The sequence below is a fragment of the Pantoea ananatis PA13 genome (assembly GCF_000233595.1).
Classification (GTDB): domain Bacteria; phylum Pseudomonadota; class Gammaproteobacteria; order Enterobacterales; family Enterobacteriaceae; genus Pantoea; species Pantoea ananatis.
On sequence record NC_017554.1, the window covers coordinates 2984081 to 3004232 of the forward strand.

Consider the following 20152-nt stretch of genomic DNA (forward strand, 5'->3'; position numbering starts at 1 on the left):
TCATGATCACGCTTTCCCGCTTATTTATCCATCCCGTAAAATCCATGCGCGGGTTGCAGGTCTCACATGCCTGGGCTGCCACTAGCGGGTTAACCTATGACCGTATTTTTATGGTGACCGAACCTGACGGAACCTTTATTACGGCGCGTCAGTTTCCGGAGATGGTGCAGTTCACGCCGGCGATTACGCCAGGCGGTCTGTTCTTACAGGCCCCCGACGGGAGCCAGTCACTCATTCGTTTTGCCGACTTTACCCATGCTGAGCTGCCCACGGAGGTCTGGGGCAATACGTTTACCTCACGAATCGCACCCGAGACGATCAACCAGTGGCTGAGTGCGTTCTTTCCACGACCGGTGCAGCTACGCTGGGTCGGACCGCAGCCTTCACGCCGCGTCAAACGTTTTACCGATGTGCCACTGGGCTTTGCCGATGGATATCCCTACCTGCTCGTGAACAGTGCTTCGCTGCAGGATTTACAGCAGCGCTGTCCCGCCAGCGTGCGAATCGAACAATTCAGGCCAAACCTGGTCGTGAGTGGCGCACCTGCGTGGGATGAAGACAGCTGGGCGGAGATCGCTATCGGTCAGGTTAATTTCGCCGTTCCAAAACCCTGTAGCCGCTGTGTTTTTACCACGATTGGCGTGGAAAGTGGTCAGAAGCATCCTGAGGGGCAACCTTTGACCACGCTGCAGGGCTTTCGGACAGCGCAGGACGGCAGCGGGGACATTGATTTTGGCCTGAATCTGATCGCGCTCAACAGCGGTATTATTCGCGCTGGCGACGACGTCAGGATACTGAAACGCCAGTCGCCGCGCGCCTATGGTCCAGGAGAGGTGACTGAAACACTGAAACCGCAACGGCAACCCGCCGCGCAGGTAACCATCACCTGGCAGGGCCAGCGTTTCAGCGGTGATAATCAGCAGGTCTTACTTGAGCAGCTTGAAGCCCAGGGCTTTCGCATTCCCTATTCGTGTCGGGCGGGTCTGTGCGGCAGTTGTAAAATAACGCTGGTTGCGGGAAAGGTGAACGCCTTAAAGCAAAGCGCCATCCGTCACGATGGCACTATATTGAGTTGCAGCTGTATTCCTGCAAGCGATATCGAGGTGATCTGAATTACACCGCGCGCGCATAGCGCGTGGTTTTTTCCTGCTGGTGCGGTTGTAGCCGATCGTTCATCACTTTAATCGCATCGCCGAGCACCATCCCCTTGCCCGCCAGCGTCAGAGCGGGCTGTGCCAGTAAGCAGAGTGCGGCATTATCACCGTTTTCAACCACCAGCAGACGCGCCTGCTCGCCGCTGTCCGCCAGCGTCACCGCCACCATCTCACCCACCGCAGGCTGCATAGGCTGGCGGTGCGCGGAGAAATGCCAGCTTTTCGGCATCAGTGGCTTCAGGAAACGTGCGGCAACCAGCGCATTTAAAACCAGCTCGGCACGCTGGTCGCTGCTTAGCGGGCTTTGACGACACTTCTCTTCGAACGTGAAATAAAGAGCCGCATCGTCAACACAGAATCCGGATTCGGTGAAAGCATCAGGGGTCAGCATTTTACGTGCATAGCGGGAACGAAAAAGCATACCGTCAGCCAGATCGAGCATCATACGGTCGTGCTCTGCGTCGTAGAACCAACGCCATTTGTCATCGGGTTTAATTTTCATCATGTGCCCTGTATTTACCGCTGCGCTAAAGCTAAAAATCCATAAAATAAAAATGCATGCTGAAAAATCGTGCAACAGGACAAAATATAAACGAGCCGGAGGGATAAATAAACCCCCCGGCGCATTATTATGGCGAATGTCTTAGATATGGGTCACGATATCTTTAATTAAACCGGGCCCTTTATAAATAAAGCCAGAATAAATTTGAACCAACGTCGCGCCCGCTGCTATTTTTTCACGCGCAGCAGTAAGCGAATCAATACCGCCTACGCCAATAATGGGCAATCTTCCCTGTAACTCCTGCGACAGTCGCTGGATGACGGCGGTACTGCGCGACTGTACCGGACGACCACTTAATCCACCGATTTCTTCGCCATATTTCAGGCCCTTTACCAGAGAACGATCGAGCGTGGTATTGGTCGCAATGACACCATCAATTTGGTGACGTATTAAACTGTCGGCAACCTGGATCAATTCGTCTTCAGAAAGATCCGGCGCGATCTTAACAGCCACCGGCACATATTTGAGATGCCGTTTTTCCAGATCTTTCTGTTTGGCTTTTATGGAAATGAGCAGATCGTCCAGCGCCTCACCATATTGTAACGAGCGTAAACCCGGCGTATTGGGTGATGAAATATTGATCGCAATATAACCGGCGTGCGCGTACACCTTCTCCATACAGATCAGATAATCGTCTTTTCCCTGCTCCACGGGTGTGTCTTTATTTTTGCCAATATTGATCCCGAGTACGCCTTTAAAGCGGGATTTTTTTACGTTTTCAACCAGGTTATCAACGCCGAGATTATTAAATCCCATGCGGTTAATAATCCCTTCGGCTTCCACTAAGCGAAACATGCGTGGCTTGTCATTGCCCGCCTGCGCGCGCGGCGTGACTGTTCCGACCTCCACAAAGCCGAACCCCATTGCCCCAAATGCATCAATACACTCGGCGTTTTTATCCAGGCCCGCCGCCAGGCCAAGAGCATTGTCGAAGGTCAGCCCCATGCAGGTAACCGGACGCGAGGGTAAATGCTGGCGAATGATCATTTCCAGCGGCGTGCCGCTCATAAAGCGTAATTGCTGAAAGGTGAGATGGTGCGCACGTTCAGGATCGAGCCTGAACAACGCCGGTCGGACAATTGAGTAAAACATGCACTCTCCTGGAAGACGGAAGCGATGGTGAAAATCAGTGCACGGGAAATTGTGCGCCAGAATGGTAAGGTGCTCTGGCGCAAAAGTAAATCGCGGGGCGCTAAGTCGGGAGACTGTTTAAAGTCGTTTTGATCTTACACAACGGAATCGTTTGCTGTACGGGAATTCAGCCTGTCCGGGAAAGCATAGTCGCGCCAGATGTTATGCCGCACCATAATGCCGAAGATACCAATACAGACCAGCACCTCGGCCAGCACCATCGACCAGGCCGCACCGATGGCCCCAAACTTCCATGCCAGCAGACAGCACACCGGGACGTTAACCACCCCCGCAACCATCATTACCATCATACGTTGCCGCGCCAGTCCATGCGGAATCAAAATCTGCAGGCCCGCCGGATAGGCAATATTGCCAAACAGGAAGCAGAGTACAAAGACGCGCAGCACATCCGCTGACGGCAGGAAGTCTTTCCCTAACAGCAGTGCGACAACCTCATCGGCAAACAGCCAGGTGAAGATCACGATAGACAGGCTCAACGCAAACGACAGCATCAGGCTTTTGCGCGTCGCCGCCACTGCAGCGGCTTTATCACGCCCAAATAAGTGGCTTACGCGGGGGAAAAACGCGCTACCAATCTGCTCCGGCACCGAGTTGGCGGCCTTGCGCAGCCTGTCCGCACCGTTATAGATCCCCACCATATAGTGCGAGGTAAACGACGCCAGAATCACGACGTTTACGCTGTTAAACAGATTGGCACCTGCGATGGCAATAAAGACATCGGCACTGTCGGTAATGCGCTGTTTGATTTCGCGTGGTTCAAAGCGATACGCGCCAATCACCTTCATTTCCAGCACAAACTTCAGCGTAATGATGGCATTGATGATCGATACCGCGCCCGGTATCAACGCAGCCAGCCAGGTATCGTCCGGCGTTTTAACCAGTAGGAACGTGAGCGGAATGGCACAAAAGTTACCAAAAGTGGCAATCACTGCGGTTTTGCCCAGCTTTTCGAAGCCCTGCATTAACCAGCCAAACGAAAACAGTGAGCCGATTAAGGTGGTGCAGTTGGCCAGAATAATAAAGAACAGCGAATGCCAGGACGGATTAAACCACGTCGCAGTGAGTAACGTACCGCTGGTCACCAGTAACAGCATCAGCTTGGCGTTAAAGGTGGACCAAAAAAGCTGGGTAACACGTGCCTTATCGTCACGGTGATGGGCAATGTCCTTGGTAGTAAAAACATTGAATCCCCAGTCGGAGATGGTACTGCAGTAAAGGACGCAGGCAATCGCCAGCGCCAGAATCCCCATATGGTCCACCCCCAGCACGCGCGCCAGATAGGGGAGCGTCGCCAGCGGAAACAGGAACGAGGCTCCCCGGTACGCCAGCAAAGATAAGATATTCACTACTAAACTTTTATCGAGCACTTTTGCCATGTCGCAACAACCTTATACACATTGCATGTCTCACCTTCTCATTTCGCTCAGGTGCAAACAACATCAGGTCCCATTTTTAGGAATTACGGAACGCGTTTGAGTTCTTTCTTCACTTTATGGCTTTGCAATAAAATGAAGGTTTCCGGACGGTTAAGCAGCAGCCATTCTTTGAGGCTGCCGGCTTTAATTCGGCGCCCCAGATATCGAATCGCATTGAGCACATATTCCGGTACAGGCGTTTGATTGTAGAGCGACAGATAGATCATTAAACGGAAGGAGTGAATAAGGTAAGCTTTTTCCAGCGCCTTTTTTAATTCACTTTGGGTCTGCGCACAACATAAGGTGTCATAGGTGGCAATAAACGCATTGTAACGTTGGGCGAAAAAGGATGGACTTTTACTGCTGTTAGTCAGTGATCCAACGCGGATACGCTGTTTGTAATACGTCTGGCGAGTGACCCATGCCTGTTGGCAATGCATAAATACCGATAAGGTAAATTTGTGATCTTCATGCACGCGATCGACGAAGCGCAAATGATGCTGCTGGATAACGGTTTTTCTTACCACATAATTCCAGGCCGCCGACGTATAGGAGCCATTATGCAGCAAACTTAGCAGGACATCCTGTGGCTTCTGAATGCCGGTCAGGTTATGCCTGACTTTAGGCCACGTCACGTCCGGTTTGTCTTCGCGGTAAGCGCTGGAATTAAAACAAAATAAATCGGTATCGGGATAATTGTCGACAACCTGGGCCAGCTCATTGACGAATCCTTCCACCACCACATCATCCGGGTCGCAAAAGAAAACGAACTGCCCTTCAGCGACCTCAACGCCTTTATCACGCGCATTACCTGCGCCACCGTTGGCAATAGTGATCAGTTTCACCTGAGGAAGATGGCCATAGTGCTGTTCAATTAACGCCACGGTTCCATCGGTAGAACTGTCGTTAACAATGATAATTTCGTTTGGCGCGCTAATTTGTCTTAATAATGAATCCACACATTCGACAATATATTTTTCAACATTGTAAGTGGGAATAATGACCGATAACAGGATGTCAGACATACAGGTTTTCTCTGCTGTTAGAAAAGGACAAATAAATCCACCAGCCCGAGACAGGCACTGACCAAAGGCGAATAGTAATTTTAAAATAACAGGCGCTTACATTGAGCAGAGACATTTTACTGCCTGAATGACTAAAATGCCTGCCTCAATCTCAACAGGGTCCGAATGTGACAAAAACCATGGTTAGAAAATCTGAAGAATAGCTCGCTGATAATCATCTCCCCGTTGAGGAACCATTTAGGCACGGCCGTCTGTTCAGGGGGGGTTTAGGCCGGACATCTGTAACTAAAAATGAATTGTTGTTAAAAACTTCGCCAGACTGCTGCACTTAACACGCACCGCCTGATGCAACTATTCCTAATCCCCTCTCGCCATCGCGTTAAATAACGTTGAATTTTAATTCTTTTTTCTTTTTCCTTCCTCCTGTGAATTTAAAAAAGCGAAAGGCGTGTTTTTCGTTTCACCTGAATGTTTCACTTTTCTGATACTCAAGTAACCAAATGTACGGATTTCCAGGTTTAAACGAATTTTATTCACCCGGATTAATGTATCGACTCTCCCGTCCTGGCGTTTTTAAGATTTGTCGCATCAGGTCTTTCTCAGAGACGCGGCGGTCTCGCTTCAGGCCTTTTGCCGGTTTTCACCTTTAGATTGTCAGAAAAATCATTTAAGCCGTGCCGTCGCCTCTGCCAGGATGAAAGCATCAGTTCTCAACAAAAGATAATCAATAACTTTCAGTTATAAGGAGTCGTAATGAGAGTGCTCACCCTGGCAGGTAGTCCGAGATTTCCTTCACGGTCCACATCGTTATTAGCGCTGTGCCAGCGCAAACTGGAAGCATCCGGTGTTGAGGTTATTCCCTGGAATATTCATAACTTTCAGCCTGAGGATCTGATCAACGCCCGCTTCGATTCCCCGGCTATTCTCGCCCTGAGCGAAGACCTGGCTCAGGCTGATGGCCTGGTCATTGCCACGCCGGTTTATAAGGCGTCTTTCTCGGGCGCGCTAAAAACCGTTTTGGATCTGTTACCTGAACGCGCGCTGGCCCACAAAGTGGTGCTGCCGTTAGCCAGCGGGGGCAGCGCTGGCCATATGCTGGCCCTGGATTACGCACTCAAGCCCGTATTAAACGCCCTGAAAGCCGAAGAAGTGCTTCATGGTGTTTACGCCGAAGATAAACAAATTCATCACTATGATCGCCAGCCGGAACTGGATCCGGTACTGGCTACCCGTCTGGAGGAAGCGGTGCACACGTTCTGGCTGGCGCTGTCCCGACGTCATCAGCCCGTTGCCCTGGCTGTGTAAGGAAACAATGATGAAACGAATAATCAGCGCGTGGTTAATGGCAGGGATGTTCGTGGCAGGCGCACAGGTGAATGCCGCAGAACCCGCCCCTGCACAGGTTCGCATCGGCTATCAAAAAGGATCGGTCAGTATGGTGCTGGCCAAGGAGCATCAGCTGCTGGAGAAGCGTTTCCCTGCTACCCGTATTCAATGGATCGAATTCCCGGCCGGACCGCAAATGCTGGAAGCGCTGAACGTTAACAGTATTGATATTGGCAGCACCGGTGATATTCCGCCTATTTTCGCCCAGGCAGCCGGGGCGGATTTGCTGTATATCGGCTCAGAGCCGCCTAAGCCGAAAGCTGAGGTCATCCTGGTCAGCCAGAACAGTCCGTTGAAGTCGGTTGCCGATCTCAAAGGCAAAAAGGTGGCGTTCCAAAAGGGTTCCAGCTCGCACAATCTGCTGTTGCGTGCGCTGGAAGAAGCGGGTCTCAGTATCAAAGATATCCAGCCGGTTTATCTGACGCCAGCCGATGCGCGCGCCGCTTTCCAGCAGGGTAACGTGGACGCCTGGGCAATATGGGACCCCTACTATTCTGCCGTACTGCTTCAGGGCAATGTCCGCGTGTTGAAAGACGGCACCACGCTGAACCAGACGGGACCGTTCTACCTTGCAACCCGCCATTTTGCGCAGGAACACAATGACTTCGTCTTAGCGACGTTAAAAGCCTTTAGTGATGCCGAAGCCCTGACGCGTAGCGAACGTGACCAGAGTATTCATCTGCTTTCGACATCGATCGGTCTGCCTGAGGCCGTCATTGCCAGCAACCTGGACCACCGTCCACCCAGCCCGGTCAGTCCGGTCAGTGCGCGCACGGTTGCTATGCAGCAGAAAACCGCCGATCTGTTTTATGCCAATCATCTGATTCCCGTAAAAGTATCGATTGCCGAGCGCATCTGGCATCCCCAGGCCGTGACGCAATAAGGAGAGAAAAATGAGTGTTTCCGTATTCTGGTTCCTTCCAACCCATGGTGACGGCCATTATCTTGGCACGGCTGAGGGCGCGCGTCCGGTTGATCATGCCTATTTACAACAGGTTGCCCAGGCTGCCGATCGTCTGGGATTTGGCGGCGTACTGATCCCTACCGGGCGTTCCTGCGAGGATGCCTGGCTGGTGGCGGCATCGCTGATCCCCGTTACGCAGCGTCTGCGCTTCCTTGTCGCGCTGCGTCCTGGCGTGATTTCCCCCACCCAGGCGGCGCGTCAGGCTGCAACGCTCGATCGTCTTTCCAACGGACGCGCGTTGTTCAACCTGGTGACCGGGGGCGATCCCGAGGAACTGGCCGGTGATGGCGTCTTTCTTGACCACCGTGAGCGCTATGCAGAATCGGCCGAATTTACCCGCGTCTGGCGCCGCGTGCTGGAAGGCGAAACGGTGGATTACGAAGGCAAGCACGTGCATGTACGAGGTGCGCGTCTGATGTTTAAGCCGGTACAGCAGCCTCGTCCGCCGCTGTGGTTCGGGGGTTCGTCAGAGCCCGCTCAGGATCTGGCTGCCGAACAGGTTGATGTGTACCTCACTTGGGGAGAACCGCCTGCACTGGTGAAAGAAAAAATTGAGCAGGTGCGGGCGAAAGCCGCAGCACAGGGCCGAAAAGTCCGGTTTGGCATCCGGCTGCATGTCATCGTGCGAGAAACCAATGAGGAAGCCTGGCAGGCAGCCGATAAGCTGATCGCGAATGTGGATGATGCCACCATCGCCAAAGCACAAAGTGCCTTCCAGCGCACCGACTCGGTAGGCCAACAGCGCATGGCCGCCCTGCACGGCGGACGCCGCGATAAACTGGAAATCAGCCCCAACCTTTGGGCTGGCGTTGGGCTGGTGCGCAGCGGGGCAGGCACCGCGCTGGTTGGCGATGCGCCTACCGTAGCGGCTCGCATGAAAGAGTACGAAGCCCTGGGCATTGAAACCTTTATTCTCTCTGGTTATCCGCATCTGGAAGAGGCTTATCGCGTCGGCGAGCTGCTGTTCCCCCATCTGGATCTGGCTATTCCCCAGATTCCCCAGCCTCGTGTTGTTCAGGCGCACGGTGAAGCGGTCGCCAATGATTTTACGCCAGAGAAAAAAGCCGCGCGGGCATGAGGAGATAACGATGACCAGACTACGTCAATCCTTCTCAGCGGCGCTGGTGCCCTGGCTGCTGCCGGTGTTACTGGTGGTGGTCTGGCAAGTTGCGTCACAGACCGGCTGGTTGTCCAGCCGTATCCTGCCAGCGCCGGAAAAGATTGTGACGACCTTTTGGCAGTTGGCTGTCAGCGGAGAGCTCTGGCAGCATCTCGCCATCAGCAGCTGGCGAGCGTTACTTGGCTTCAGCATTGGCGGATCGCTCGGCCTGGTACTGGGATTAATTACCGGCACTTCGCGACTGGGTGAGCGTTTGCTGGATACTTCGCTGCAAATGTTACGTAACGTGCCCCATCTTGCGCTGATCCCATTGGTCATTCTGTGGTTTGGCATTGATGAGTCAGCCAAAATTTTTCTGGTGGCGCTGGGTACGCTGTTTCCCATCTACCTGAATACCTATCACGGTATTCGTAATGTGGATCGTGGGCTGGTTGAGATGGCCCGTAGCTACGGCTTATCCGGCTGGAGCCTGTTTGTTCAGGTGATCTTACCGGGTGCGTTACCGAGCATCATGGTGGGCGTCCGCTTTGCTTTGGGGTTGATGTGGCTGACCCTGATCGTCGCCGAGACAATTTCGGCTAACGCAGGGATTGGCTATCTGGCCATGAATGCCCGTGAATTTCTGCAAACCGATGTGGTGATGGTCGCCATTATTCTTTATGCCCTGCTGGGAAAACTGGCTGATGTCAGCGCACTGCTGCTGGAACGCGTCTGGTTACGCTGGCATCCGGCCTATCAACGTCAGGAGAAAACAGCATGATAAACTCCGCCAGCCCGGCGCGTCTGAATGCGGGTACCCCCGTAGGTGTGAAGGGCGTCAGTAAAAAATACGGTGAACGCACCATTCTGAATCATATCGATCTGCATATTCCTTCCGGCCAGTTTGTTGCCGTAGTCGGCCGCAGCGGTTGCGGTAAAAGCACCCTGCTGCGTCTGCTGGCCGGTCTGGAAAGCACGACCCAGGGCGAGCTGCTGGCAGGCAATGCGCCGCTGCAGACCGCACGTGAAGAAACCCGGTTAATGTTCCAGGATGCGCGACTGCTGCCGTGGAAAAAAGTGATTGATAACGTCTCTCTCGGCCTGCGTGGCAAGGCATGGCGTAAAGCCGCCCTGGAGGCGCTGGAAGCGGTAGGCCTGGCGGACAGAGCGCAAGACTGGCCTGCCGCTTTATCCGGTGGGCAGAAACAGCGCGTGGCACTGGCCCGGGCGTTAATTCACCGTCCCGGCCTGCTGTTGCTGGATGAGCCTCTGGGTGCGCTGGACGCCTTAACGCGAATCGAGATGCAGGAGCTCATCGAATCGCTGTGGCAGCAGTACCACTTCACGGTTCTGTTGGTCACGCACGATGTCAGTGAAGCGGTCGCGATGGCTGATCGGGTATTACTGATAGAGGAAGGCCAGATAGGACTGGATTTGCAGGTCGATTTGCCCCGGCCACGGCGACGAGGCTCGGCGCGTCTGGCAGAGCTGGAAGCCGAAGTGCTGGATCGGGTGATGCGCCGCGGCGCGGCAGAAAAGCCCCCCCGCTACGCGCAACAGCGTTAAAGAAACGGCGGGCATTTTGCCCGCCGTTTCTTATCAGGCATTCAGTGCCTTGGTGATTTTCTCGTACAGATCGCCTGACAGTTTATCCAGTCCTTGTAACTGTTCCAGCGCCTGGCGCATCAGCGCCTGACGGTGGGCATCGTAACGTTTCAGACGAATTAATGGCTCAATCATACGCGAAGCCACCTGCGGATTGCGGGTGTTCAGATCCGTCAGCATCTCCACCAGGAAACGATATCCGCTGCCGTCTTCGGCGTGGAAGGCGGAAGGATTACCCGAAGCAAAAGCGCCAATCAGTGAACGGATGCGATTCGGGTTGCCCATACTGAAGGAACGATGTGACAGTAAACGGCGCACGTTGAGTAAGGCATTCTGCGCCGGGCTGGTAGCCTGCAACATAAACCATTTGTCCATGACCAGGCCATCCTTGTGCCAGCGCTCATCATAGTCGGCTAACAGCGCATCACGACAGGGTAACTGTGCCGCCACCGCAGCGGAGAGTGCCGCCAGGGAATCCGTCATGTTATTGGCATGGTGGTATTGCGCCTGCACCAGTTTATCCGCCAGATCCATATCACCAAACGCCAGATAGTACAGACAGATGTTCTTCAGCGAACGTTTGCCGATTTCCGCATGATCAACGTGGTACTCCGCCTGCTGATTGGCGTTATAAACGGCAAAGAATTCATCTGCCAGTTCCCGCGCCAGGGTACGAACCAGAGCTTCGCGCACCAGTGCAATTGCCTGAGGATCGATAATCTCAAACAGTTCGGCGATTTCGTTTTCGCCAGGCAGCGACAGAATCAGAGCGGTCAGCGCCGGATCGCTGTTGGCATCCAGCAGCACCGTGCGAAAGGCATCAGCGACATGCAACGGCAGCGACAGATGCTGGCCCTGCTGATGGCGCGCGACATTGAGGCGCAGGTAGGTCGCCAACAGACTTTGCGCCGCGTCCCAACGTGAAAAATCGTTGCTTGCATGACGCATCAGGAACGTCAGCTGCGCGTCGCTCCACTTGTAGTCGAGCTTCACCGGCGCGGAAAACTCACGCAGCAGCGATGGCACCGGCTGGAAGTAAACGTTGTCAAAAATAAAGGTCTGGAACTCTTCCGTTACGTTCAACACGTTATGCACCGGATGACCGTTGTGCTGCAACGGAATGACCTTACCCTGTCCGTCATACAGTTCGATGTCCAGCGGGATATGCAGAGGCAGTTTCTCTTTCTGCTCGGCCGTCGGCGGCGTGTGCTGCGTCACGTGAAGCGTGTACTGCTCCAGTTCCGGATTGTAGTCATCACGTACCGAGAGCGTAGGTGTACCTGACTGACTGTACCAGCGACGGAACTGGGAAAGATCAACGTTAGACGCGTCTTCCATGGCCTGAACGAAATCATCACAGGTCGCCGCGCTACCGTCATGACGTTCGAAATAGAGCTGCATGCCCTTCTGGAAATTCGCTTCGCCCAGCAAGGTGTGCATCATACGGATCACTTCTGATCCCTTTTCATACACCGTCAAGGTGTAGAAGTTGTTCATCTCGATAACCTGATCCGGGCGGATCGGGTGCGCCATCGGGCTGGCGTCCTCGGCAAACTGCGCGCCGCGCATAATGCGCACATTATCGATTCGGTTTACCGCACGCGATCCCAGGTCGGAACTGAACTCCTGATCGCGAAACACGGTCAGCCCCTCTTTCAGGCTCAGCTGGAACCAGTCGCGACAGGTCACACGGTTACCGGTCCAGTTGTGGAAATATTCATGACCGATGACCGCCTCAATCCCCAGATAATCTTTATCGGTGGCGGTTTCGGCTTTGGCCAGCACGTATTTGGAGTTGAAAACGTTAAGTCCTTTATTCTCCATGGCCCCCATGTTGAAGAAGTCCACCGCAACAATCATAAAGATGTCGAGGTCATACTCCAGGCCGAAACGCTCCTCATCCCACTTCATGCTGTTCTTTAATGACGTCATCGCCCAGTCGGCACGATCCAGATTGCCGCGATCGACGAAGATCTCCAACGCAACATTCCGACCCGAACGCGTAGTAAAGCTGTCACGCAGCACGTCAAAGTCGCCCGCGACCAGCGCAAACAAATAACAGGGCTTAGGAAACGGATCCTGCCACTTCACCCAGTTACGGCCCTTGTCGTCCTGACCGCTGTCAATGCGATTTCCGTTAGACAGCAGGAAAGGATAACGGCTGCCGTCGGCAATGACGGTGGTCGTGAAGCGTGCCAGCACGTCGGGGCGATCTAAATACCAGGTAATATGCCGAAAGCCTTCGGCTTCACACTGGGTACAGAGCGCTTCACCCGATTTGTATAAGCCTTCAAGGGCACTGTTACGATCGGGATGAATGTCATTGACGATTTTCAGCGTAAAGCTGTCCGGTAACTGGCTGAGCACCAGGCAACCCGCCTCTTCACGCCAGGCCGTCCAGGCCTGTCCATCCACTTCCAGCGAGATCAGCGTCAGATCTTCGCCGTCCAGACGCAGTTCAGCCTGGCTGTCTCCCTGACGCTTAACCTGACTCACCGCCGTCACCCGCGTGGTGCTTTCATCGAGTTCAAAGGTTAAATCGATATCGGTGATGGTGTAGTCTGGTGCACGATAATCGTGTCGATATTTTATTTGTGGCTGCTGCGTCATATTCCGTCCCGCATTAAGTAGTTATTCATCAACGTCTTTGCATTATTCACTCAAGTATAAGCCTTACGCGTCAAACGTCTAAGCATGATGCGCCGAGCTTAGCATGCACAACGTGCACATCAGGTAGAATGGCTACAATTTGTTAACAATGACACATTTCGTCCTCGACTCGCTATCCTGAAATATGCTGTGATCGCTGTCTATTAGTGATTTATACTTTTGCGTCTTTTACGACGTTTAATACACCGGGCTCTGCGCCACCGAACAGGATGCCGAAACGCGCCATGACAGGACATGCTTCCCCGATACTGACTTCGCTGCTGGATACGGATGCTTATAAGCTCCATATGCAGCAAGCCGTATTCCACCGTTACCATGATGTCACGGTGGCCGCGGAGTTTCGCTGCCGTAGCGACGAATTGCTGGGTTTTTATGCTGACGAGATCCGTACAGCCATTGACGCCATGCAGGCACTGGCGCTGACCGATGCTGAATATGCCTGGTTATCTGATCTGCCCTTCTTTGCTGATGACTACCTTAACTGGCTGCGAAATTTTCGCTACGACCCGCAGCAGGTAGAAGTTCGCAATCATCATGGCAAGCTGGCTATTCGTATTCAGGGCCCCTGGCGGGAAGTGATCATGTGGGAAGTCCCCCTGTTGGCCTTGATCAGTGAAGTGGTCCATCGCCACCGTACACCGGCCATCAGCAGCCAGCAGGCCGTGGATTTTCTGCATCAGAAACTCGCTACCTTTAAGACTCAGGTTGCCGACACTGACATGTCACGTTTTCGCCTGATGGATTTTGGTACCCGCCGCCGCTATTCCCAGGATGTGCAGGAATCGATCGTCAGCACGCTGAAACAGGATTTTCCCTGGCTGATGGGCACCAGTAACTACGATCTGGCCCGTCGCCTCGCACTCACGCCAGTGGGTACTCAGGCCCACGAGTGGTTCCAGGCTTTTCAGCAAATCAGCCCGGTACTGGCGAACAGTCAGCGCGCTGCCTTACAGGCCTGGCTGGATGAATATGACGACAAGCTGGGCATTGCACTCACGGACTGTATCGCCATGGATGCCTTCCTGCGGGATTTCGGCCCGGTGTTCGCCCGCCGTTACCAAGGGCTGCGTCACGATTCAGGTGACCCGGTTGAGTGGGGCGAAAAAGCGCTGGCCCATTATCAGAAGTTGGGTATCGATCCGCTCACGAAAATGCTGGTGTTCTCAGATAACCTCAATCTGGATAAATCGCTGGCGCTGTATCGCCACTTTGGTCAGCGTACCAACGTCGTCTTCGGCATCGGCACGCGCCTGACTTGTGATATTCCTGGCGTTACGCCGCTCAATATCGTGATCAAGCTGGTGCAGTGCAATGGTAAGCCGGTCGCCAAGCTTTCCGACAGCCCAGGTAAAACCATCTGTCAGGATAAAGCGTTCGTTAAGGCTCTGAGAAAAGCCTTTGATCTGCCACTGGTTAAAAAAGCCAGCTAGCGTCTTTGTTATCGGGGCGTTATCGCGCCCCGCCTTCCTGCAATAAATCGGTTATTCCCCTGAATTTTGCTTGTTTCCTGTTGACTCACAAGTAACATAGCTACACCCCACTCTGGGGAATTCATTCACACACTTCTTCTATATAGAGAGATATTTATGAGCGTAGTGCCTGTAGCGGATGTACTGCACGGTCGCGTCGCGGTTGACAGTGAAGTCACCGTACGTGGTTGGGTGCGTACCCGAAGAGATTCCAAAGCCGGTCTTTCCTTTATCGCTGTCTATGACGGCTCCTGCTTTAATCCCGTTCAGGCTGTCGTCAATAATTCTCTGAATAATTATCAGGACGAAGTGCTGCACCTGACCACCGGCTGTTCCGTCATTGTCACCGGTAAGGTCGTTGCATCTCCGGGTCAGGGTCAGGCATTCGAAATTCAGGCGACAAAGCTGGAGGTCGTGGGCTGGGTAGAAGATCCCGACAGCTACCCAATGGCGGCAAAACGTCACAGTATCGAATACCTGCGTGAGGTGGCCCACCTGCGTCCACGTACCAACCTGATTGGCGCCGTGGCGCGCGTTCGTCATACCCTGGCCCAGGCGCTGCACCGCTTCTTCCATGAGAACGGCTATTTTTGGGTTTCCACGCCGCTGATCACCGCCTCTGACACTGAAGGGGCCGGTGAGATGTTCCGCGTTTCGACGCTGGACATGGAAAACCTGCCGCGCAACGATCAGGGCAAAGTCGACTATTCGGAGGATTTCTTCGGGAAAGAGGCGTTCCTGACGGTTTCAGGGCAGTTGAACGGTGAAACCTACGCCAGCGCCTTGTCGAAAATCTACACCTTCGGCCCCACGTTCCGTGCGGAAAACTCCAATACCAGCCGCCATCTGGCAGAGTTCTGGATGCTGGAACCGGAAATCGCTTTCGCCTCATTAGACGATGCGGCAGCCCTGGCGGAAGCCATGCTCAAGTATGTCTTCAAAGCCGTGCTGGATGAGCGTGCAGACGATATGGCATTTTTTGCCGAGCGCGTAGACAACGATGCGATTAATCGCCTGGAGCGTTTTGTTACCACCGATTTCGCCCAGGTCGATTATACCGATGCCGTCGATATCCTGATGAACTGCGGGCAGACCTTTGAGAACCCGGTGTCGTGGGGCATCGATCTGTCCTCTGAACATGAACGTTATCTTGCCGAGAAGCATTTCAAAGCGCCGGTGGTGGTGAAAAACTATCCGAAAGATATCAAGGCATTCTATATGCGCCTTAACGACGACGGGAAAACCGTGGCCGCGATGGATGTGTTAGCGCCGGGTATCGGTGAAATTATCGGCGGTTCTCAGCGTGAGGAACGTCTGGATGTGCTGGATGCGCGTCTGGAAGAGATGGGGCTGAAAAAAGAAGATTACTGGTGGTATCGCGATCTGCGTCGCTATGGCACCGTGCCACATTCAGGGTTTGGATTAGGTTTCGAACGTTTGATCGCCTATGTCACCGGCGTACAAAATGTAAGAGATGTTATCCCCTTCCCACGGACGCCACGCAACGCGAACTTCTGATTTTCAGCATTAAATATAAGAAATTCATATATATAAAGAGGTCGGCATCGCCGGCCTTTTTTTATTTTTGTAAATTTTGATATGACTCACAAAGTTCCGTTATTTTTACATTTTGTAATACATTTTTTATATTTGAAACAAGATTACGACTTTTGTAGCATTTTCGCAGTAGAATTACCCGATGGGGGATGGAAAGATGCGTGCAGACACAGGAGACACCAAACTTCTTTCAAGGTTCACGTAAAGTTTTCTTGACGGCAGTGGCAGGTGTCCAAATAACTCCAATGAGGGTAATAAATAATGATGAAGCGCAACATTCTGGCAGTGGTTATCCCTGCTCTGCTCGCCGCCGGCGCAGCTAACGCAGCAGAAGTTTATAACAAAGACGGCAACAAGCTGGACCTATACGGTAAACTCGATGCGCGTCATCAGTTTTCTGACAACGCAGGCGCTGATGGTGACAAATCGTATGCTCGCTTCGGTTTTAAGGGCGAGACCCAAATTAATGACCAGATGACTGGTTACGGTCAGTGGGAGTACAACTTCCAGGCAAACAATTCTGAAGGCGGCGATGCGAACAATGGTAATAAAACACGTTTAGGCTTCGCCGGTCTGAAATTCGGTGACGCTGGCTCAATCGACTACGGCCGTAACTACGGTGTGGTTTACGATGCAATCGGCTGGACCGATATGCTGCCAGTATTCGGTGGTGACTCAGGTAACTCTGATAACTTTATGAATGGCCGTAGCACTGGTCTGTTGACTTACCGCAATACCAACTTCTTTGGTCTGGTAGATGGTTGGAACTTTGCTGTTCAATACCAAGGTAAGAACGACAACGCGAACAGAAATGGCCAAACTGCTAACGGCGATGGCTGGGGTGTGTCATCTTCCTATACTTCTCCAATCGGTGTAGGCGTTGTAGGTGCATATAGCAGCAGTGATCGTACTGATACGCAGTCTCAAGGTGTCGCGGCAAATGGTAACGTTATTGGTGCAGGTAAGCACGCTGAGAGCTGGGCAACTGCTCTGAAATATGATGCGAACAACATCTATTTGGCAGCGATGTATGGTGAAATGCGTAATGCAGCTCAAATTACAGTTCTGACCACACCTGGAAACACTGTTGACGCTTTTGCTAATAAGGCTCAGATTATTGAACTTGTTGCACAGTACCAGTTTGACTTTGGTCTGCGTCCATCTCTGGCCTACGTTCAGTCTAAAGGCAAAGATATCGAAGGTATTGGCGATGCTGATATCTACAAATATTTCGATGTTGCAGCAACTTACTACTTTAACAAAAACATAGCCACCTACGTTGATTACAAAATTAACCAGTTGAAAGACAACAACCCGCTGGGTCTGAATACAGATGACGTAGTTGGTGTTGGTCTGGTTTACCAGTTCTAACTTTGTTGATGCAGTACAAAAAACGGAGCTTCGGCTCCGTTTTTTATTGCCGTTTCCTCGCACTAAGCCCCGCGCTATCACACTGTTAACATTAGAACGGGTAATTCTGTCGCACAGACGATGAATTTTATCGCAAACGGTTGGCATTTCGCCGTGCTGACGTTAACCTGATGGTTCATTTGCTAAAGTTCACGCTACTGGACCCGACTCATGTTTGAATCGATCTCTGCTGCACCCGCTGACCCCATTCTTGGCCTGGCCGATCTCTTTCGTGCCGACGACCGCCCCAATAAAATCAATCTCGGTATTGGTGTTTACAAAGATGAAACCGGAAAAACCCCGGTGCTCACCAGCGTTAAGAAAGCAGAGCAGTACCTGCTTGAACACGAAACCAGCAAAAATTACCTGAGCATTGACGGTCTGCCAGATTTCGCGCACTGCACGCAGGAATTGTTATTTGGTCAAGGCAATGCCCTGATCGCGGCGGGCAGAGCCCGCACGGCGCAGACGCCGGGCGGTACAGGCGCACTGCGCGTCGCCGCGGATTTCCTGTCTACTCAGACGTCCGTTAAGCGCGTGTGGGTGAGCAACCCGAGCTGGCCGAACCACAAAAACGTGTTTAATGCCGCCGGGCTTGAGGTATGCGAATACCAGTACTATGACGCAGCAAACCATACCCTGGATTTTGACGGCATGCTGGCCTCACTGAAAGAGGTGAAAGCCGGTGATGTGGTGCTGTTTCATGGCTGCTGCCATAACCCGACCGGTATCGATCCTACTGCAGAGCAGTGGCAACAGCTGGCACAGCTCTCTCTGGCTAACGGCTGGCTGCCCCTGTTTGACTTTGCCTACCAGGGCTTTGCCCGTGGTCTGGAAGAGGATGCTGAAGGTCTGCGCATTTTTGCGGCAAGCCATCAGGAACTGATTGTCGCCAGTTCTTATTCCAAGAACTTCGGCCTGTATAACGAACGTGTGGGTGCGATTACGCTGGTTGCGGGCGATGCCGCGACGGCCGACACCGCATTCAGCCAGGTGAAATACACCATCCGCGCCAACTATTCTAACCCGCCGTCACACGGTGCGGCCGTGGTGGCCACGATTCTGGGCAACGACGCGCTCCGCACTATCTGGCAGCAAGAGCTGTCTGATATGCGTCAGCGTATCCAGCGCATGCGCCAACTGTTTGTGAACACCCTGGCGGATAAAGGTGCGCAGCAGGACTTCAGCTTTATCATCAAGCAGAATGGCATGTTCTCGTTCAGTGGGCTGACCAAAGATCAGGTCATTCGCCTGCGCGAGGAGTTTGGGGTTTATGCCGTTAATTCAGGCCGCGTAAACGTTGCCGGTATGACACCAGATAATATGTCTGCACTGTGCGAGGCGATTGTCGCCGTACTTTAAGCGCATCGCGTATAAAAAAATGGGCCACTCTGGCCCATTTTTTATTGCAGGAAAGGATTGGTCAGACGTTCACGCCCCAGCGTTGACACAGGCCCGTGACCGGGTAAAAACGTCACATCGTCGCCGAGCGGCAGCAGCTTATTATTTATCGCATCAATGAGATGTTGATGATTACCCTGCGGGAAGTCGGTACGCCCGACGCCGCCGCTAAAGATCACATCACCTGAGACCAGTAAGCGGCCTTTGGCATCAAAAAATACAATGTGCCCCGGCGTATGTCCGGGACAGTGCAGCACATCAAGCGTGACCTGACCAACCTGAACGGTATCCCCCTCCTCCAGCCAGCGATCCGGCGTCAACGGGGCACAATATTCCAGCCCAAACATTTGGCTTTGAGTAGGTAAGGATTCCAGCCAGAAAGCATCCTGCTTTTGCGGGCCGACCAGCGGCACCTGCCAGAATGCAGCCAGTTCTGCCGCTGCCCCAACATGATCGAGGTGACCATGCGTAAGCAGAATCTGTGCAGGCTTCAAATCAAGCTGCGCCAGCGTTTGCCTGATGGTATCGGCATCGCCACCCGGGTCCACCAGGGCCGATTCACGCGTGGTTTCGCACCAGATAACCGAACAGTTCTGGGCGAAGGCGGTGACGGGGATAATGTGATAATTCATAACGCTCCATGGTCGGCACCTGCAGCGTTGCCGACGTTACTACCAGTGCCTGACGGGACCGGTATCAATATGTACAAAGTTGCTGCTGGGGTAATATCCTACACCACCGGCACGCATTTTTAATGCGGCTTTGCGTACATTCGCCAGCGTCACCCCTTCAATGTGGAAATCCATCGCCTGGCCTTTGGTGTGATAACTGTGTTTTGCCACACCGGGCCCGGATTCCCGCAGCATATTGTTCGTCGCCAGTGAGCGATAGCCGGAGACGAGCTGGACGGGTTTGCGCGTTTCTAACAGCGCCTGAAGGCGATAGAGCTGGTCAAATAAGTGGGGATCGATACTTTTGGTTTTATTGGCACGGTAGTCGCGGAAAAAGTGGTTCAGGCGTGACAATTCACTTTTGTCGTAACTTTTACCGTTAAAGAATTCCGTTTTAAGGGTTTCACCAGTGTGAAGATTATTGAGCGTTAATATCCGCGGGCGTGAAGTGGAGAGTGAAGCCATCGCGGTCTCTGGCAGTAAGGCCAGGCCGGCAGCGGCACTTCCGCAAAGCAGCAGTTTGCGACGTAAAGAATCGATTGTAGACATGGAGCGGTTTACCTGAAAGCAGAGTCAAAGACATGTGCAAAAAACGTACTGGCGAACCATAAC

At 53.0% G+C, this 20152-nt stretch carries 17 protein-coding genes; 10 read left to right on the top strand and 7 right to left on the bottom strand.

Annotated elements, in window-relative coordinates; genetic code table 11:
- Positions 1-2: 2 nt before the first annotated feature.
- Positions 3-1112 (top strand): YcbX family protein, encoded by a 1110-nt coding sequence (locus PAGR_RS14095; protein ID WP_014606178.1) that lies wholly within the window; start codon positions 3-5, stop codon positions 1110-1112.
- Between the two features lies 1 nt (position 1113).
- Here the strand turns inward: PAGR_RS14095 and PAGR_RS14100 are convergent, their stop codons facing one another.
- The 4 genes from PAGR_RS14100 to PAGR_RS14115 all read right to left on the bottom strand — a co-directional run bounded on the left by PAGR_RS14100 (position 1114) and on the right by PAGR_RS14115 (position 5308).
- Positions 1114-1656 carry a cell division protein ZapC gene (locus PAGR_RS14100; RefSeq protein ID WP_015700640.1) on the bottom strand — a complete coding sequence of 181 codons (543 nt, stop codon included), beginning with the start codon at positions 1654-1656 and terminating at the stop codon, positions 1114-1116.
- 141 nt (positions 1657-1797) lie between these two features.
- Positions 1798-2808, bottom strand: coding sequence for a quinone-dependent dihydroorotate dehydrogenase (gene pyrD, locus PAGR_RS14105; RefSeq protein WP_014606179.1), 1011 nt, complete (start codon positions 2806-2808; stop codon positions 1798-1800).
- A 134-nt stretch (positions 2809-2942) separates the two neighbouring features.
- Positions 2943-4244, bottom strand: coding sequence for a flippase (locus PAGR_RS14110; RefSeq protein WP_013025266.1), 1302 nt, complete (start codon positions 4242-4244; stop codon positions 2943-2945).
- 83 nt (positions 4245-4327) lie between these two features.
- On the bottom strand, positions 4328-5308 hold the full coding sequence (locus PAGR_RS14115) for a glycosyltransferase (RefSeq protein WP_014606180.1): 981 nt from the start codon (positions 5306-5308) through the stop codon (positions 4328-4330).
- 753 nt (positions 5309-6061) lie between these two features.
- Between PAGR_RS14115 and ssuE the strand changes: the two genes are divergently transcribed.
- The 5 genes from ssuE to ssuB are packed head-to-tail and all read left to right on the top strand — an operon-like array spanning position 6062 to position 10323.
- Positions 6062-6613, top strand: a complete 552-nt coding sequence (gene ssuE, locus PAGR_RS14120) for an NADPH-dependent FMN reductase (RefSeq protein ID WP_013025264.1) — start codon at positions 6062-6064, stop codon at positions 6611-6613.
- A 10-nt stretch (positions 6614-6623) separates the two neighbouring features.
- On the top strand, positions 6624-7577 hold the full coding sequence (locus PAGR_RS14125; protein WP_014606181.1) for a sulfonate ABC transporter substrate-binding protein: 954 nt from the start codon (positions 6624-6626) through the stop codon (positions 7575-7577).
- Between the two features lie 10 nt (positions 7578-7587).
- A complete protein-coding gene (gene ssuD / locus PAGR_RS14130; protein ID WP_014593339.1) occupies positions 7588-8736 on the top strand; it encodes an FMNH2-dependent alkanesulfonate monooxygenase in 1149 nt (382 codons plus the stop codon).
- Positions 8737-8746: 10 nt separating this feature from the next.
- Positions 8747-9538 (top strand): aliphatic sulfonate ABC transporter permease SsuC, encoded by a 792-nt coding sequence (ssuC, locus tag PAGR_RS14135; RefSeq protein WP_014606182.1) that lies wholly within the window; start codon positions 8747-8749, stop codon positions 9536-9538.
- Positions 9535-10323, top strand: coding sequence for an aliphatic sulfonates ABC transporter ATP-binding protein (gene ssuB, locus PAGR_RS14140; RefSeq protein WP_013025261.1), 789 nt, complete (start codon positions 9535-9537; stop codon positions 10321-10323). The genes ssuC and ssuB overlap by 4 nt, the downstream gene beginning before the upstream one ends.
- A gap of 33 nt (positions 10324-10356) precedes the next feature.
- On the opposite strand, the gene pepN is transcribed toward ssuB, so the two are convergent.
- A complete protein-coding gene (gene pepN, locus PAGR_RS14145) occupies positions 10357-12972 on the bottom strand; it encodes an aminopeptidase N (RefSeq protein ID WP_014606183.1) in 2616 nt (871 codons plus the stop codon).
- Positions 12973-13256: 284 nt separating this feature from the next.
- Between pepN and pncB the strand changes: the two genes are divergently transcribed.
- From pncB to PAGR_RS14165, 4 genes are all read left to right on the top strand, one after another.
- Positions 13257-14462, top strand: coding sequence for a nicotinate phosphoribosyltransferase (gene pncB / locus PAGR_RS14150; RefSeq protein ID WP_024470935.1), 1206 nt, complete (start codon positions 13257-13259; stop codon positions 14460-14462).
- 156 nt (positions 14463-14618) lie between these two features.
- Entirely contained in the window at positions 14619-16019 is a 1401-nt protein-coding gene (gene asnS, locus PAGR_RS14155) for an asparagine--tRNA ligase (protein WP_014606184.1), read from the top strand.
- A gap of 300 nt (positions 16020-16319) precedes the next feature.
- Positions 16320-17429 carry a porin OmpC gene (gene ompC / locus PAGR_RS14160; protein ID WP_014606185.1) on the top strand — a complete coding sequence of 370 codons (1110 nt, stop codon included), beginning with the start codon at positions 16320-16322 and terminating at the stop codon, positions 17427-17429.
- A 210-nt stretch (positions 17430-17639) separates the two neighbouring features.
- Positions 17640-18830 carry an amino acid aminotransferase gene (locus tag PAGR_RS14165; protein ID WP_013025256.1) on the top strand — a complete coding sequence of 397 codons (1191 nt, stop codon included), beginning with the start codon at positions 17640-17642 and terminating at the stop codon, positions 18828-18830.
- 41 nt (positions 18831-18871) lie between these two features.
- Here the strand turns inward: PAGR_RS14165 and PAGR_RS14170 are convergent, their stop codons facing one another.
- On the bottom strand, positions 18872-19501 hold the full coding sequence (locus tag PAGR_RS14170; protein WP_014593331.1) for an MBL fold metallo-hydrolase: 630 nt from the start codon (positions 19499-19501) through the stop codon (positions 18872-18874).
- Positions 19502-19540: 39 nt separating this feature from the next.
- Positions 19541-20089: a peptidoglycan L,D-endopeptidase MepK gene (gene mepK / locus PAGR_RS14175; RefSeq protein WP_013025254.1), complete on the bottom strand. Its 549-nt coding sequence runs from the start codon at positions 20087-20089 to the stop codon at positions 19541-19543.
- Positions 20090-20152: the final 63 nt, after the last annotated feature.

Excerpts from the sequence above, each read along its gene's own strand:
- PAGR_RS14125 (WP_014606181.1), top strand. The coding sequence starts at position 6,624 with ATGAAACGAATAATCAGCGCGTGGTTAATGGCAGGGATGTTCGTGGCA.
- PAGR_RS14170 (WP_014593331.1), bottom strand. The coding sequence starts at position 19,501 with ATGAATTATCACATTATCCCCGTCACCGCCTTCGCCCAGAACTGTTCG.
- PAGR_RS14110 (WP_013025266.1), bottom strand. The coding sequence starts at position 4,244 with ATGGCAAAAGTGCTCGATAAAAGTTTAGTAGTGAATATCTTATCTTTG.
- pncB (WP_024470935.1), top strand. The coding sequence starts at position 13,257 with ATGACAGGACATGCTTCCCCGATACTGACTTCGCTGCTGGATACGGAT.
- PAGR_RS14115 (WP_014606180.1), bottom strand. The coding sequence starts at position 5,308 with ATGTCTGACATCCTGTTATCGGTCATTATTCCCACTTACAATGTTGAA.
- asnS (WP_014606184.1), top strand. The coding sequence starts at position 14,619 with ATGAGCGTAGTGCCTGTAGCGGATGTACTGCACGGTCGCGTCGCGGTT.
- ssuC (WP_014606182.1), top strand. The coding sequence starts at position 8,747 with ATGACCAGACTACGTCAATCCTTCTCAGCGGCGCTGGTGCCCTGGCTG.
- pepN (WP_014606183.1), bottom strand. The coding sequence starts at position 12,972 with ATGACGCAGCAGCCACAAATAAAATATCGACACGATTATCGTGCACCA.
- PAGR_RS14095 (WP_014606178.1), top strand. The coding sequence starts at position 3 with ATGATCACGCTTTCCCGCTTATTTATCCATCCCGTAAAATCCATGCGC.
- ssuE (WP_013025264.1), top strand. The coding sequence starts at position 6,062 with ATGAGAGTGCTCACCCTGGCAGGTAGTCCGAGATTTCCTTCACGGTCC.
- ssuB (WP_013025261.1), top strand. The coding sequence starts at position 9,535 with ATGATAAACTCCGCCAGCCCGGCGCGTCTGAATGCGGGTACCCCCGTA.
- PAGR_RS14165 (WP_013025256.1), top strand. The coding sequence starts at position 17,640 with ATGTTTGAATCGATCTCTGCTGCACCCGCTGACCCCATTCTTGGCCTG.
- pyrD (WP_014606179.1), bottom strand. The coding sequence starts at position 2,808 with ATGTTTTACTCAATTGTCCGACCGGCGTTGTTCAGGCTCGATCCTGAA.
- ompC (WP_014606185.1), top strand. The coding sequence starts at position 16,320 with ATGATGAAGCGCAACATTCTGGCAGTGGTTATCCCTGCTCTGCTCGCC.
- PAGR_RS14100 (WP_015700640.1), bottom strand. The coding sequence starts at position 1,656 with ATGAAAATTAAACCCGATGACAAATGGCGTTGGTTCTACGACGCAGAG.
- mepK (WP_013025254.1), bottom strand. The coding sequence starts at position 20,089 with ATGTCTACAATCGATTCTTTACGTCGCAAACTGCTGCTTTGCGGAAGT.
- ssuD (WP_014593339.1), top strand. The coding sequence starts at position 7,588 with ATGAGTGTTTCCGTATTCTGGTTCCTTCCAACCCATGGTGACGGCCAT.